Raw genomic sequence first — 14276 nt, forward strand, 5'->3', positions numbered from 1 at the left:
TCCGCTGACGAGTCTAGTGGGCGCACCGGCTCACCCGAGCAGCTGGGCCTGCAACGTCACCGTCTGCCGGAACGGCACGTACGCGGTGCTGCCCTTGTGCTGGACGAACACGAGCCCGTCGAGCGTGCCGGGGATCTGGTCGCCCGGCTTGGTGTTCTCCCCGGCCACGGCGAACTGCTCGGAGTCGTAGAAGTCCTTCGCGGGGTCGGTCGTGCCGCGGGAGGTGAACTGGATCAGCCGGACGCCCACCCAGTCGCCCGTGCTGTCGACCCGCCAGTCCCGGGCGGCCAGCCTGCGAAAGCCCTCGCCGAGCAGCTCGGCGAACTCGTCGGCGGGGTGCCGGTACCCCGAGGCCCAGCTGGAGACCGTGCCCCAGTTGCCCACCGCGTCGTCGTCCGTGGCCGAGACGTCCCTCGACCCGTCAGGCATCGGCAGCAGCAGCTTGCGCAGGTCGCCGTCGGTCCTGGTCAGGTCGTCGTCGGACGCGGTCGCGTACGGGCCCTTCGCGGTGTGGTCGGGGCGGAAGAGGCCCGCCTGGCCCAGCTTGGGCAGCGGTGTCCGCGGGCGGCCGGACTGGATGACGTAGCCCGTGACCGATCCGGCGATCACGCCGAACGCGGCGGCGCAGGCGACGAGCAGCGCGGTGCGGCCGCCGCGGCGGAAACGGAAGAGGCCCCGGCGCGGGGACGGCGCCGACTCGGGCGTCAGCTCAGGCGTCAGCTCAGGCGTCGGCTTAGCCATCGATGGCTCAGGCGTCGGCGAAGACGACGTTTCGGACATGGGCATGACATCGACCGGGTCCGCAGGACCCGAATCCGTTTCCACGAGAAAGCCCCCCACAGGCATGCGCGCCCGGCCCGCGGATCGCGGGGCGGGCGCGAGAAGTTGAAGGCATTATGCACGGGCGATCACAAAGCCTTCACACCGCGTTCCTCTTCCGGCGACGGCGTAGGGTGCGGGGCGTGACCAAGCAGCTGGTGATCAAGGTGACGGCGGGGGCGGACGCCCCCGAAAGGTGCTCCCAGGCGTTCACGGTGGCGGCGGTGGCCGTCGCCAGCGGGGTACGGGTCTCGCTCTGGCTGACCGGCGAGTCCTCGTGGTTCGCGCTGCCGGGGAAGGCGGCGGAGTTCGAGCTGCCGCACGCGGCCCCGCTGCCCGACCTCCTGGACTCCCTGCTGGCCGGCGGCGCCGTGACCCTGTGCACGCAGTGCGCCGCGCGGCGCGGGATCACCCAGGACGACGTGCTGGACGGCGTGCGGATCGCCGGTGCGCAGGTCTTCGTGCAGGAGGTCATGGAGGAGGACGTGCGGGCGCTGGTCTACTGAAGCGCCCCGCCGCTCCGGGGCCCCGATGCTCCCTCGCTACTTCCCCGCGCCCGAACCCGCGCCGCCGGAGTCCGGGCCGCCGCCGTCGTCGGGGTGGCGGCGGCCGCTCCTGGCCCGTTCCATCGCGGCGCGTTCGTCGCGCTGCCAGGTGTCGTCCTTGGGCTCGTCCTTGAGCCAGTTGTCGTCCGGCTCGTCCCACCACACGTCGTCCGGCCCGCGCCGGTTGGCCACGATCGCGGCGACCGGCGGGATGACCATCGCCACCACGCACATCCCTACGGCGACCGGGACCGACCACAGCCGCACCACGCCCCACGCCAGGACGAACAGCGCGATGCAGATGCCCATCATGGCGAAGTACCAGTGCCTACGCCGCGTGTACATACCTCCACGGTACGCCCGCGAGCAGCGCGAAGCGCAGCACGAAGGGCCGCATCCCGTGAGGCGTCCAACCCTGGGATGCGGCCCTTCAGGTCCTTCGGGTCCGCACGCCCGTCAGGCCTTCCGGCCGGCCGGGCGCGGTCCTCAGACCGCGATGGCGATGTCCGCCGCGGCGCCGCGCTGGGCGACGACCGTGCGGTCCACCGAGCCGCCGGGCACCAGCGCGCGCAGCGTCCAGGTGCCGGGGGCGGCGAAGAAGCGGAACTGCCCGGTCGCCGAGGTCGGCACCTCGGCGGTGAACTCGCCGCCGCCGTCCAGCAGCCGGACGTAGCCGGAGACCGGCTCGCCGTCGCGGGTCAGCGAACCCTGGATGATCGTCTCGCCCGCCACGTCCACACCGGCGAGGTCCGGGCCGCCGGCCTTGGCTCCACACATACGCTGATTCCTTACGCCTGAAGAGGGGTCTTCGGTCGGTCAGTTGGCGCCGAGCTCGATCGGCACGCCCACCAGCGAGCCGTACTCGGTCCACGAGCCGTCGTAGTTCTTGACGTTGGGCTGGCCCAGCAGCTCGTGCAGCACGAACCAGGTGTGCGCCGAGCGCTCGCCGATGCGGCAGTAGGCGACGGTGTCCTTGGACAGGTCCACGCCGGCGCCCTCGTAGAGGTCCTTCAGCTCGCTGTCGGACTTGAACGTGCCGTCGTCGTTGGCCGACTTCGACCACGGGATGTTGCGCGCGGTCGGGATGTGGCCGGGGCGCTGCGACTGCTCCTGCGGCAGGTGCGCCGGGGCGAGCAGCTTGCCGCTGAACTCGTCGGGCGAGCGCACGTCGACCAGGTTGAGGGTGCCGATCGCGTTCACGGCGTCGTCGCGGAAGGCGCGGATCGAGGTGTCCTGGTCCTGCGCGCGGTACTCGGTGCGCGGCCGGGTGGGCACCTCGGCGACCAGGTCGCGGGAGTCCAGCTCCCACTTCTTGCGGCCGCCGTCGAGCAGGCGGACGTCGCGGTGGCCGTAGAGCTTGAAGTACCAGTAGGCGTAGGCGGCGAACCAGTTGTTGTTGCCGCCGTAGAGCACGACCGTGTCGTCGTTGGCGATGCCCCGCTCCGACAGCAGCTCCTCGAAGCCGCTCTTGTCCACGAAGTCGCGGCGCACCGGGTCCTGGAGGTCCTTCTTCCAGTCGACGCGGATCGCGTTGCGGATGTGGTTCTTCTCGTAGGCCGAGGTGTCCTCGTCGACCTCGACGACGACCACCTTGGGGTCGTCCAGGTGGGACTGGACCCAGTCGGCGTCCACGAGGACGTCACTGCGGCTCATGCTGTTCTCCTCCGGGGCAGGTGCGGCGGGTGCGGGTGGATCGGGGGTGCGCCGGACGCGTCGCGCGCAGGCGTGAGGCAGGGCGCGGGGTGGAAGGAGCCGACGCGGGGTCCGGGCGGCAGGGCCCGGGAGCGGTCCGGACGGGATCCGGCCCTACCGCGGGGAGAGCGGAGCGCGGGCACGGCGTCCGGGGCGTCGCCCCTTCACGCCGTACGACAGAGCATGGCGGCGACACGGCACAGGTCGACTGCCCGCCGCTTCGTGAGATCCGCCTGTCGCTTCATGGCCTCGATCGTAGGGAAGCACGGGCCCGAGTGTCACCGGCGTTTCAGGATACGAGACGAGATCGACCGCATGGCGGAACGAGCCCTTGTCCAGGCCTGCCCCCGAAGGCTTCCGGGCGGGCGACGACGGCCCGATCGACCGTCACCCGGTCAGCGGCATCTCACCTGCTGGACCGGGTGGGCCGGAGGGCCGAGGGAGGCCGCCTCAGCTGTCGGCGAGGCCGTCAGCTGCCGGTGTGGCCGCCTCAGCTGCCGGTGTGGCCGCCTCAGCTGCTGGTGAGGCTGACGTGCTGTCCGGTCAGGGAGACCACCACGCCGTCCTGGGTGGCCTGCACTCCGCTGAGCGTGATGCCCGCGGGCAGCCCGGACAGGGTGCGGGCGAAGTCGATGCGGTCGCGGACCAGCTGGCCGAGGCCGGGGATCGTGCCCGCGTCGGGGATCGTCTTGGCGTGCAGCTGGACGGTGTTGCCGCCGGTCACCTGGACCGAGCTGACGACGCTGCGCCTGATGGTCTGGCCGAGGAGGGTGATGCTGCCGCTCACCTTGACCTGGCCGTCGCCGCCGTAGGAGACGGTCACGCCGTCGGGGGCGCCCTGCTGGAGGTCCGCGTACGAGATCAGGGCGGTGCCGGTCGCGGTGTCGGCGACCGCGCTGGAGAAGGAGCTGTCGATCCGCACGTCGTGCAGGTCGACGGTGAGCTTGTCTATCCGCAGCCGCCCGTCACCGCTCGCGGAGGTGCCCTGCGCGGCCTGGAAGTCGGTGGCGGTCGCGGTGACCTCGTTCAGGTCGCGCCCGGCCACCTGGGTCAGGAACGGGAAGCCCTTGATCGACACGTCCGGCTTGCTGCTGAGGCCGCGGGCGCTCTGGATGCGGTCGGCGATCTTGGACTGCGCGTACGAGACGGCGATCCGGTCCGCCGCGACGAACAGGCCGCCGAGCACCACGACGACCACCACGAGTATCCGGATCCCACGCCCGCGCATCGTTCTCCCCACCCCGTAAACCGTCCGGGTACGTACTCCTGTCCTGAGTCCGTACGCCTGTCCACCCGGCGCGAGCCTATCCGTTCGAGTCCGAGGCGGGTTCGAACGGCCGGGCGGACCGCGCCGTCTCCTGGATCACGCGCGGCGGCGCCGGGTGGTTCCCGGTACGGGCCCGGCGCCGGGTCACGCGGCCGTCAGGCCAGGGCGTGCCCCACCGCGTAGACCACCGGCGCCGCGAGCGCCAGCGGCAGCGCGACACCGGCCGTGAAGTGCACGAACCGCGACGGCCAGTCGTAACTGGCGACCCGCAGCCCGACCAGCGCGCACACGGCGGCGGCCAGCGCGGTGGCGGCGCAGGAGGCGGGCATGTGCAGCAGGTGACCGGCGAACGCGCCCGCGCCGCCGCCCACGAGCAGCGCGGCCGCCACGGACACGGACGCGGGCAGCCGTACCGCGCGCACCAGCGTCGCCGCGCCCACCGCGACCGCTCCCACGATCACCGGATGCGCGCCGCCCTTCGTGCCGTCCAGCGCGACCCAGCCCGCGGCGAGCACCGTCAGCAGGGTCGAGGCGGCGGTGGCCGTGAGGCCGGCGAGGCGTTCGTCGGCGCTGCCGCGGTGCCGCATCTGCTGCACGAGGATGAGCAGCACCCACACCCCGAGCGTGCCCAGGATCGCCGCCGGGGCCCGGTCCGCCGGGGCCAGCAGCAGCGCCACGTCGGCGGTGACCCCGGCCAGGAAGGCCAGCATGATGCCCTGCCGGGCGGGCCACATGCCGTTGAGCCGGAACCACCCGGCGGCGGTGACCGCCTGGAGCAGCACCGCCGCGACCGCGAGCGCGGGCCGCGCCAGCCCCGCCGCCCCGGCCGTCAGCGCCGCGAGGACGACGGTCAGCAGCGCGGGCTGGACGCCGGGCGGGATGATCGGGGAGCCGGTGCGCCGCGAGGGCGCCTGCGGGGTCGCCGCCTGCGGCTCGGGAACGGGCTCGTACGCGGGCGCGGGCAGCGGCTGGGCAGCGGTGTCGTACGAGGGGTCGTGGGCACCGTAGCCGCCCGCGGGATCGTACGCGGGCGCGTCACCGAAGCCCGCGGCCGGGGCGGGGGCCGGGGCCGCCGGGTCGTGGCCGGACGCCGGGGGCGCGTCGTACGCCTGGTAGGCGTCGTACCCGGCCTCGTCGTAACCGGCCTGCGGCTGCGGCTGTTGCCACGCATCGCCCGCCTGCGGCTGCTGCGGCCATGAGGCGTCTGCCTGCGGCTGCTGCGGCCATGAGGTGTCCGCGTACGGCTGCTGTGGTTGCTGCCACCGCGTGTCGTACGGCGCGTCGTACTGCGGCTGTCGCTGCCACTGGCCGTCCCCGTACGGGTCCGGGCCCGGGTCCTGGGGGTGGGGCCGGGGCGCGGGTGTGCCGTGGTGCCGGTCGTGGCCCGGGTCGGGCCACTCGGGCGTCGTCTCAGGTGTCGTCATCGTCCCGCGCTCACCCTCCCGCGAACGGCGGGAGCACCTCGACGGTGCCGCCGTCCGCCAGTTGGACGCCCTCGTGGTCGCGGGTGCCGACCGAGAGCCCGTCGACCAGGAACGAGGAGCGCTCCAGCACCCTGCCGAACTCCGGCTGCCCGCGGTGCCGTCGCCGGGCCTCGGCCAGGGCGCCGGCCAGCGTCGCGGCGCGGTACGGCTCCTCGGCCGTGCCCGCCGCCGCCTTCGCCGCCGCCCAGTAGCGGATGGTCCCGTGGGGCACCGGGTCGCCGGGGGCGGACTGCTCCGCCGTCTCGGTGGCGGCCATGGCGGCTCCTTCGCTGGGTTCTCGCTCCACGCTCGGCCACGCTCCGCGCGTCCCGGTCGGACCCGGTGCGGTGGCCTTCTGCGCCGTCCATGATGACGGGTCGGCGGCCGGGCACCCCAATCCGCCGGTCACGCAGGGGGCGTCACGCCCGCTTCGCGGCTTCGGCGTGGTCCGTCACCCAGGTGCCGACGCGCCGCAGCAGCGCGGTGTCCGCCGCGTTCTCCGCGTGGCCGAAGCCGCGCTCGATCCACAGCTCGGCCGCGTCGCCCGCCGCCCGGGCGATCGCGAGCGGGTGGTCGAGCGGGAAGTACGCGTCCCGGTCGCCGTGGACGATCAGCAGCGGGGTCGGGGCGATCAGCGGGGCCGCCTCGACGGGGGACGGCGGCACCGGGTTCCAGTCCTCGGAGTGGATGCGGGTCTTCAGCCCGTACCGGGAGACCGCGCGCCCGACCGGCCGGGTGACCATCCAGTGCAGCCGCCGCATCGGCGCCGTGCCCCGGTAGTACCAGCGCGCGGGGCTGCTGACCGCGACCACGGCGTCCGGCCGCGTCCCGGCGTCGGCACCGGGCAGCCCGGCCGCCCGCCCCGCCTGCCGCAGCACGACCGAACCGCCCATCGAGAAGCCCACGGTCGCCACCCTGCGGTAGCCCAGCGAGCGCGCCCAGCGGATCGCCGCGTCCAGGTCGTGCACCTCGCGGTCGCCGACGGTGGACCGCCCGCCGGAGCGCCCATGGCCCCGGAAGGAGAAGGTGACCACGCCCGCGTACCGGGTGAACTCGCGCGCCGCCCGGCGCACGGCGGGCCGCTCCAGCGCTCCGGTGAACCCGTGCGCCACGACGATCACCAGGTCCCCGGCGTCACCGGGGGATACGGCGGATGCGGCGGAGACGTCATCGGCGTCGGCGCGGGCCTGCCCAGCGCGGGAGGCGCTCGCGGCGTACGGCTGGTGCTCGGCCTCGATCCGCACGCCGTCGTCCGTCAACAACGACGCACGCGACGATCTCTTTCGGATGACCTTCTGACCTGCGCGTACGCTCGTGCCAGTGGTTCCCGGGCCGACCCCCGACGTGATCGACGAAACAGCCGGTCGCGCGATGTCGCCCTCACTCACGGAGTCCATGTCGGCTATTCTCCTGAGGGAAGAGGATCCGGGCAGCGCCGCCCCCGGGTCCTTTCGTGCTTTCCGGCCCCGGACGGCACGACGTCCTCGCAGGGACCGAGGAGGGTTTCGCACGTGAGCAAACCGAACAGGTCGCACGGACCGGGCGCCCCCGCGCCGCGGTCGCACTCCACGCACGGTTCGCCCGTCTCCCGCCGACGGGCGGGCGCCCCCGCCGAGGGGAGCGGCCGATGAGTTCCCTCCTGCTGCTCACCAACGCGCTCCAGCCCTCCGCCGAGGTGCTGCCCGCGCTCGGCCTGCTGCTGCACAACGTACGTGTGGCGCCCGCCGAGGCGGCGGCCCTGGTCGACACCCCGGGCGCCGACGTCATCCTGATCGACGGGCGGCGCGACCTGCCGCAGGTGCGCAGCCTGTGCCAGCTGCTGCGGTCCACCGGGCCCGGCTGCCCGCTGGTGCTCGTGGTCACCGAGGGCGGGCTCGCCGCGGTCACCGCCGAGTGGGGCATCGACGACGTGCTGCTGGACACCGCGGGCCCGGCCGAGGTCGAGGCGCGGCTGCGGCTGGCCACCGGCCGCCAGCAGATCGGCGGCGACGACAGCCCGCTGGAGATCCGCAACGGCGACCTGTCGGTGGACGAGGCGACCTACAGCGCCAAGCTCAAGGGCCGGGTGCTCGACCTGACCTTCAAGGAGTTCGAGCTGCTGAAGTACCTCGCGCAGCACCCCGGCCGGGTCTTCACCCGCGCCCAGCTGCTCCAGGAGGTGTGGGGCTACGACTACTTCGGCGGCACCCGCACCGTGGATGTCCACGTACGACGCCTGCGCGCCAAGCTCGGGCCCGAGCACGAGTCCCTGATCGGCACCGTGCGCAACGTCGGCTACCGCTTCGTCAGCCCCGAGCGCAACACGCAGGACAAGGCGGACGCTGGGGACGCGGCGGACGCGGGGGACGGCGGGGCGGACGAGCCCGCGGCGGCCGAGGGCGCCGACGACGCGCCCCGCGCCCGGGCGGCGGCCGGTGCCCGCGGCCGCGGCGACGAGGCGTGATACGGCAGGTAACGGCGGCGGTTCACCCGCGTAGACTGCCCGCGTGCCCAAGGTGACGCGTGACGACGTGGCCAGACTGGCGGGGACCTCGACCGCGGTCGTCAGCTACGTCATCAACAATGGACCCCGGCCGGTCGCACCGGCCACCCGCGAGCGGGTGCTCGCGGCCATCAAGCAGCTCGGCTACCGCCCGGACCGGGTGGCCCAGGCGATGGCGAGCCGCCGTACCGACCTGATAGGCCTGATCGTCCCCGACGCGCGCCAGCCGTTCTTCGGCGAGATGGCGCACGCCGTGGAACGGGCGGCCGCCGAGCGCGGCAAGATGGTCCTGGTCGGCAACTCCGACTACCTGACCGATCGCGAGATGCACTACCTGCGGGCCTTCCTGGGCATGCGGGTCGCCGGGCTGATCCTCATCAGCCAGGGCCTGAGCGCGTCCGCGGCGGCCGAGATCGACGCCTGGGACGCCCGTGTGGTGTTGCTGCACGAGCGTCCCGAGGCGATCGACGACGTCGCGGTGATGACCGACGACATCGGCGGCGCCCAGCTCGCCACCCGCCACCTGCTGGAACACGGCCACGCGTCCGTGGCCTGCCTCGGCGGCACCGAGGAGACACCGACCGTCGGCGACCCGGTCACCGACCACGTCGAAGGCTGGCGGCGCGCCATGCGGGAGTCCCGGCGCCCCACCGAGGGCCTGCTGTTCCAGGCCGCGTACAACCGCTACGACGCGTACCGGGTGGGCCTGGACATCCTGGCCGGTCCCGGCCGCCCCACCGCGATCTTCTGCTCCACCGACGACCAGGCGATCGGCCTGCTGCGGGCCGCCCGCGAGCTGCGCATCGACGTCCCCGGCGAGCTGGCGGTCGCGGGCTTCGACGACGTGAAGGAGGCGGCCCTCACCGACCCGCCGCTGACCACGGTCGCCTCGGACCGGCCCGCGATGGCCCGCGCGGCGGTGGACCTGGTGCTGGACGACGGACTGCGGGTGCACGGGACGCGGCGCGAGCGGCTCAAGCAGTTCCCGTCCCGGCTGGTCGTGCGCCGCTCCTGCGGCTGCGCGTGACGAAGGCCCGTCCGCGCCGATGTCCCGTAAGTCCCCTTCGCCGGTAAGGGAGTTGGAGCCGCGTAAACGGCGGACGCCCGGCACCCCTTCGGCCTTTATTTCGGGCATACCCACTTCTGTCGGGCTTCTCAGTCGGCGCTCAGACGGCTCTCATCATGGGCGAGCACAGTCATAGGCATGACGGAGAGCACCCACCCCAGCAGCGGCTCGCAGCAGCCTCACGGCGAAGGCCGGCAGCAGGCCGAGACCCCCTACGGCGCGGCCGGAGGGTCCTACCCGCCGCCGCCCTCGCACCGCCCGGGCGAGCAGGGCGATCCGGTCACCACGCCGAACGGCATGACCGTCTGGCCGGGGGGTCCGCAGGGACCGCGCGGTCCGTTCGACGGCCCGCAGGGACCGTACGGCGGCGGCCCCTACGGTGACGGCGCCCCGTACGGCGACGGCCCCCAGGGTCCGCAGCACGGCGCCCCGCGCAGGCGCGGCAAGGTCGTCGCGCTGGTGGCGGCGGTCGCGCTGGCCTCCGGCCTGATCGGCGGCGGCGCCGCGGCCCTGATAGGCCACGCCACGCAGACCACGGCCGCCTCGGCGCCGGTGGTCGGCACGGCGACCGCCTCCAAGCCGCTCGGCAGCGTCAGCGCGGTCGCGGCGGCGGTCTCCCCGAGCGTCGTGGAGATCACCGCGACCTCCGGCGACGGCGAGTCCATCGGTTCGGGCGTGGTCCTCAACTCCAGCGGCGACATCCTCACCAACAACCACGTCATAGCCGACTCCGACTCCGTCAAGGTGGCGTTCAGCAACGGCAAGACGGCCACCGCGAAGGTCGTCACCACCTCCCCCGACAAGGACCTGGCCGTCATCCAGGTCAGCGGCGTCAGTGGCCTGAAGACCGCCACGCTGGGCGAGTCCGACGACGTGGCCGTCGGCGACCAGGTGGTCGCGATCGGCTCCCCCGAGGGCCTGGCCGGCACGGTCACCAGCGGCGTGGTCTCAGCGCTCGACCGCGACGTGACGGTCCCCGTCGAAGGCGGCTCGAACGACCAGGGCAGCGGCTCGGGCGGGCAGAGCGGCCAGGGTGACGGCGGCGGCTACGGCGGAAGCGGCAACGGCGGCGGGTTCGGCGGCTACGGCGGCGGCAGCGGGGAGAGCGGCGGCAGCGACAACGGTGGCGGCGGCAGCGACCAGTGGCCGTTCGAGTTCGGCGGCGGCCAGTACAACGGCCAGGTCGGCGGCAACACCACCACGTACAAGGCGATCCAGACCGACGCCTCGCTCAACCCCGGCAACTCCGGCGGCGCCCTGATCAACATGGCCGGCCAGATCGTCGGCATCAACTCCGCGATGTACGCGCCGAGTTCGAGCAGCGGCAGCAGCAGCTCCTCCAGCGACTCGGGCAGCGTGGGCCTCGGCTTCGCGATCCCGATCGACACCGTGAAGTCGTTCCTGAGCAGCAACCACATCAGCTACAACGGCTGAGCACGGCGGCAGCGGCGGGAGCGGAGCGCCTCGACGCCTCCCGCGGCCCGCCGCCCCCGCACCGGCCCGCGCGACGGCGCACCGCGCCACCGGAACACCGCGGCACGCCGCGTCGCGGGCCCGTCCGTGCGAGGCTGACAGTCGACACCCTTCCGTCCGCAGCGAAGTCAGAGGTAGTACGTGATGAGCCCCGAGGGCAGCGGCGAGCAGCCGTCCCGGATCCTGGTGGTGGACGACGAGCCGGCGGTGCGCGAGGCGATCCGCCGCAGCCTCGCGTTCGAGGGTTACGACACCGAGCTGGCGGCGGACGGCATCGCCGCCCTCGACCAGGTCGCCGCCTACCAGCCGGACGCCATCGTGCTGGACGTGCTCATGCCGCGGATGGACGGCCTCACCACGGCCCGGCGGCTGCGTTCGGCGGGGATCACCACGCCCATCCTGATGCTCACCGCCCGCGACACGGTGGGCGACCGGGTGACCGGGCTCGACGCGGGCGCCGACGACTACCTGGTCAAGCCGTTCGAACTCGACGAACTGCTGGCCCGGCTGCGGGCCCTGCTGCGGCGCAGCTCCTACGCCGCCGCCGCGGCCGCCCAGGCGGACGCCCCGGAGGACGCCGCGCTGACCTTCGCCGACCTGCGGATGGACCCGGCCACCCGCGAGGTCGCCCGGGCGGGCAAGCCGGTGGAGCTGACCCGCACCGAGTACACGCTGCTGGAGCTGTTCCTGACCCACCCGCGGCAGGTGCTCACCCGTGAGCAGATCCTCAAGTCGGTGTGGGGCTTCGACTTCGAGCCGAGCTCCAACTCCCTCGACGTCTACGTGATGTACCTGCGCCGCAAGACCGAGGCGGGCGGGCTGCCCCGGCTGGTGCACACCGTGCGCGGGGTGGGCTACGTGCTGCGGTCCGCCGAGGGCAAGCCGTGACCGAGGCCCCGTCCCACCGCTCGCCGACCGGTCTGCGACGCCTGTGGCGCTTCCGTACGCTCCCGCTGCGGTCGAGGCTGGCGATCCTGACGGCGGCGGCGGTGGCGGTCGCGGTCGGCGCGGTGGCCGTCTCCGCGTGGTTCATCACCCGCAGCGCGCTGACCGACCGGCTCGACAGCTCGCTGAAGGGCTCGTACCACCAGGCGGAGGCGTTCGCGGTGCGGCGCGGCGGCTGCGTGCCCGGCACACAGCCCAAGGGCGACCAGGAACAGCGGCTGTACCTGGGCTCGACCGCGCAGGTGGTGGGCCCGGACGGCACGACCTGCCAGCTGTGGGGCTACCTGGTGAAGCCGCAGGCGGTGGACCGGGCGATCGCGGCGGGACAGCGGCCCAGCGCGTTCCACGACTCGACCGACTCCAACGGGACCAAGGTCCGCGTCTACACCGAGTTCGACCCGAAGTTCACCACCAACGAGAGCCAGGGGCTGACCATCTCGGTCGCCCAGCCGCTCAACCAGGTCACCGACCCGCTGGCCGAACTCGCCCTCATCCTCAGCATCGTCGCCGGGATAGGGGTGCTGGGCGCGGCCACCGCGGGCCTGGTGATCGCCCGGGCGGGTCTGCGGCCGGTGGACCGGCTGACCGACGCGGTCGAGCACATCGCCAAGACCGAGGACCTGGCGATCCGCATCCCGGTCGAGGGCGAGGACGAGATCGCCCGGCTGTCGGCGTCGTTCAACTCGATGACCGCGCAGCTCGCCGCCTCCCGGGACCGCCAGCAGCAGCTGATCGCCGACGCGGGCCACGAGCTGCGCACGCCGCTGACCAGCCTGCGCACCAACATCGAGCTGCTGGCCCGCAGCGAGGAGACCGGCCGTCCGCTGCCGCCCGAGGACCGCAAGGCGCTGCTGGCCTCGGTCAAGGCGCAGATGTCCGAACTCGCCCTGCTCATCGGCGACTTGCAGGAGCTCTCCCGCCCCGACGCGGCCCCCGGCAGCGGCCCGCTCCAGGAGGTCGCGGTCCACGAGGTGGCCGAACACGCCGTGCAGCGCGCCCGGTTGCGCGGCCCGGACCTGCGCATCAACGCGGAGCTGGCCCCCTGGTACCTCCAGGCGGAACCGGCGTCGATGGAACGGGCGCTGGTCAACCTGCTGGACAACGCGGTCAAGTTCAGCCCGTCGGGCGGGGAGATCGACGTGCGCCTCGTGCGCGGCGAGTTCAGCGTCCGCGACCACGGCCCCGGTATCCCGGCCGAGGACCTCCCGCATGTCTTCGACCGTTTCTGGCGCTCCCCCTCGGCCCGCAGCCTGCCCGGCTCCGGCCTGGGCCTGTCCATCGTGGCCCGCACGATCCAGCAGGTGGGCGGCGCGGTGGCCCTCCACGCGGCCCACGGCGGCGGCACGGTAGCGGTGATCCGCCTCCCGGGCACCCCGGAACCCCGCGAACTCGCCTGAGGGCTCCGCGCGGGGACGCCCCCGCCGTCCCGGCGGCAACCGGCCGCCGCCCTCGGCCCCTTGGGCGGGCGGCCCGGCGTGGCCCGGCTCCGGGGCGTCGTCGGTCATACACTCGGCCGCATGAGCGAAGCCGCACGTTCCTCCGCAGTCGTCCGCCGGGTCGAGACGCTGGACGCCGTTCCGCCGGGTGTCGTGGACGAGGTGACGGCGCTGGTCGAACGGGCGCGGCGGGACGACGGGCAGGCCGCGGTCTCCGAGCAGGGGCGTCTCAACCTGGGTGGCGGCGCCCGTGACGGCGTGCGCCACGTCCTGCTGTACGCCGACGAACAGCTCGCCGGATACGGCCAGTTGGAGGGCGCCGACCCGGTCGAGGCGCCGGCCGCGGAATTCGTGGTCGACCCCGAGCAGCGGCACCGCGGTCACGGCCGGGCTCTGGGCCGCGCGCTGCTCGACCTGTCCGGGCAGCGGCTGCGGGTGTGGGCGCACGGCGGCCACCCCGCCGCCCGCCACCTCGCCACCCAGCTGGGCCTCGCGCTCTTCCGCGAGCTGCGGCAGATGCGCCGCCCACTGCCCGGCGACCCGCTGCCCGACCCGGTGCTGCCGCAGGGTGTCACCGTGCGCGCCTTCCGGCCGGGCGAGGACGACGCCCAGTGGCTCGCGGTGAACGCCGCGGCCTTCGCCCACCACCCCGAGCAGGGCTCCCTCACGCAGCGTGACCTCGACGACCGCGAGGCGGAGGACTGGTTCGACCCGGAGGGCTTCTTCCTCGCCGTGCGCGACGGCCGCGTCGTCGGCTTCCACTGGACCAAGACCCACCCCGCCGAGGGCCTCGGGGAGGTCTACGTGGTCGGCGTCAGCCCCGACGAGCAGGGCTCGGGGCTGGGCAGGGCGCTGACCACGATCGGCCTGCGGCACCTGGCGTACGACCGCAAGCTGCCCGCCGCGATGCTCTACGTCGACGCCGACAACGTCCCCGCGGTCACCGTCTACGAGCGGCTGGGCTTCACCGTGCACGAGGTCGACCTGATGTACCGCACCGAGGGCTGACCGGCGCCGTCCGTCGGGGGCGCCTCCCGCGCGGGCGCCGGGTGCCGCCCCCGTCATCCGTTCGGACGCACACCACCCGC

General features: G+C 73.8%; 16 protein-coding genes. 7 read left to right on the forward strand and 9 right to left on the reverse strand.

Translation table 11 applies throughout. The features are described from left to right. Window positions 1-30 precede the first annotated feature (30 nt). Window positions 31-741, reverse strand: a complete 711-nt coding sequence (locus K7472_RS09340) for a hypothetical protein (RefSeq protein ID WP_222975998.1) — start codon at window positions 739-741, stop codon at window positions 31-33. 221 nt (window positions 742-962) lie between these two features. On the opposite strand from K7472_RS09340, the gene K7472_RS09345 reads away from it, so the two are divergent. Further along, window positions 963-1325 carry a DsrE family protein gene (locus K7472_RS09345; protein WP_222976000.1) on the forward strand — a complete coding sequence of 121 codons (363 nt, stop codon included), beginning with the start codon at window positions 963-965 and terminating at the stop codon, window positions 1323-1325. 36 nt (window positions 1326-1361) lie between these two features. Here the strand turns inward: K7472_RS09345 and K7472_RS33655 are convergent, their stop codons facing one another. The 8 genes from K7472_RS33655 to K7472_RS09380 all read right to left on the reverse strand — a co-directional run bounded on the left by K7472_RS33655 (window position 1362) and on the right by K7472_RS09380 (window position 7048). Further along, window positions 1362-1709 (reverse strand): DUF3099 domain-containing protein, encoded by a 348-nt coding sequence (locus tag K7472_RS33655; RefSeq protein ID WP_222976002.1) that lies wholly within the window; start codon window positions 1707-1709, stop codon window positions 1362-1364. 141 nt (window positions 1710-1850) lie between these two features. Beyond that, window positions 1851-2141 (reverse strand): DUF1416 domain-containing protein, encoded by a 291-nt coding sequence (locus K7472_RS09355; protein ID WP_222976004.1) that lies wholly within the window; start codon window positions 2139-2141, stop codon window positions 1851-1853. Window positions 2142-2180: 39 nt separating this feature from the next. Beyond that, complete coding sequence (locus K7472_RS09360; protein WP_222976006.1) at window positions 2181-3017, reverse strand: sulfurtransferase; 837 nt, start codon at window positions 3015-3017, stop codon at window positions 2181-2183. 203 nt (window positions 3018-3220) lie between these two features. Further along, window positions 3221-3301, reverse strand: a complete 81-nt coding sequence (locus K7472_RS33660) for a putative leader peptide (protein ID WP_351257108.1) — start codon at window positions 3299-3301, stop codon at window positions 3221-3223. A gap of 266 nt (window positions 3302-3567) precedes the next feature. Continuing rightward, window positions 3568-4284: an LmeA family phospholipid-binding protein gene (locus tag K7472_RS09365; RefSeq protein ID WP_222976008.1), complete on the reverse strand. Its 717-nt coding sequence runs from the start codon at window positions 4282-4284 to the stop codon at window positions 3568-3570. Window positions 4285-4478: 194 nt separating this feature from the next. Beyond that, entirely contained in the window at window positions 4479-5747 is a 1269-nt protein-coding gene (locus K7472_RS09370; protein WP_222976010.1) for a hypothetical protein, read from the reverse strand. A 10-nt stretch (window positions 5748-5757) separates the two neighbouring features. Then, window positions 5758-6063, reverse strand: coding sequence for a MoaD/ThiS family protein (locus tag K7472_RS09375; protein WP_222976012.1), 306 nt, complete (start codon window positions 6061-6063; stop codon window positions 5758-5760). 142 nt (window positions 6064-6205) lie between these two features. Beyond that, entirely contained in the window at window positions 6206-7048 is an 843-nt protein-coding gene (locus K7472_RS09380; protein ID WP_443729192.1) for an alpha/beta hydrolase, read from the reverse strand. Between the two features lie 365 nt (window positions 7049-7413). On the opposite strand from K7472_RS09380, the gene K7472_RS09385 reads away from it, so the two are divergent. The 6 genes from K7472_RS09385 (at window position 7414) to mshD (ending at window position 14196) form a co-directional block, all read left to right on the forward strand. Further along, window positions 7414-8229 (forward strand): response regulator transcription factor, encoded by an 816-nt coding sequence (locus K7472_RS09385; protein WP_222976016.1) that lies wholly within the window; start codon window positions 7414-7416, stop codon window positions 8227-8229. Between the two features lie 43 nt (window positions 8230-8272). After that, window positions 8273-9295: a LacI family DNA-binding transcriptional regulator gene (locus K7472_RS09390; protein WP_222976018.1), complete on the forward strand. Its 1023-nt coding sequence runs from the start codon at window positions 8273-8275 to the stop codon at window positions 9293-9295. 177 nt (window positions 9296-9472) lie between these two features. Next, window positions 9473-10768 carry a S1C family serine protease gene (locus tag K7472_RS09395; protein ID WP_222976020.1) on the forward strand — a complete coding sequence of 432 codons (1296 nt, stop codon included), beginning with the start codon at window positions 9473-9475 and terminating at the stop codon, window positions 10766-10768. Between the two features lie 183 nt (window positions 10769-10951). After that, entirely contained in the window at window positions 10952-11695 is a 744-nt protein-coding gene (locus K7472_RS09400) for a response regulator transcription factor (RefSeq protein ID WP_222976022.1), read from the forward strand. Further along, on the forward strand, window positions 11692-13149 hold the full coding sequence (locus K7472_RS09405) for a sensor histidine kinase (protein ID WP_222976024.1): 1458 nt from the start codon (window positions 11692-11694) through the stop codon (window positions 13147-13149). The genes K7472_RS09400 and K7472_RS09405 overlap by 4 nt, the downstream gene beginning before the upstream one ends. A 120-nt stretch (window positions 13150-13269) precedes the next feature. Then, complete coding sequence (mshD, locus tag K7472_RS09410; RefSeq protein WP_222976026.1) at window positions 13270-14196, forward strand: mycothiol synthase; 927 nt, start codon at window positions 13270-13272, stop codon at window positions 14194-14196. Window positions 14197-14276 lie beyond the last annotated feature (80 nt).

It is taken from the genome of Streptantibioticus parmotrematis (genome assembly GCF_019890615.1).
GTDB classification, from domain to species: domain Bacteria; phylum Actinomycetota; class Actinomycetes; order Streptomycetales; family Streptomycetaceae; genus Streptantibioticus_D; species Streptantibioticus_D parmotrematis.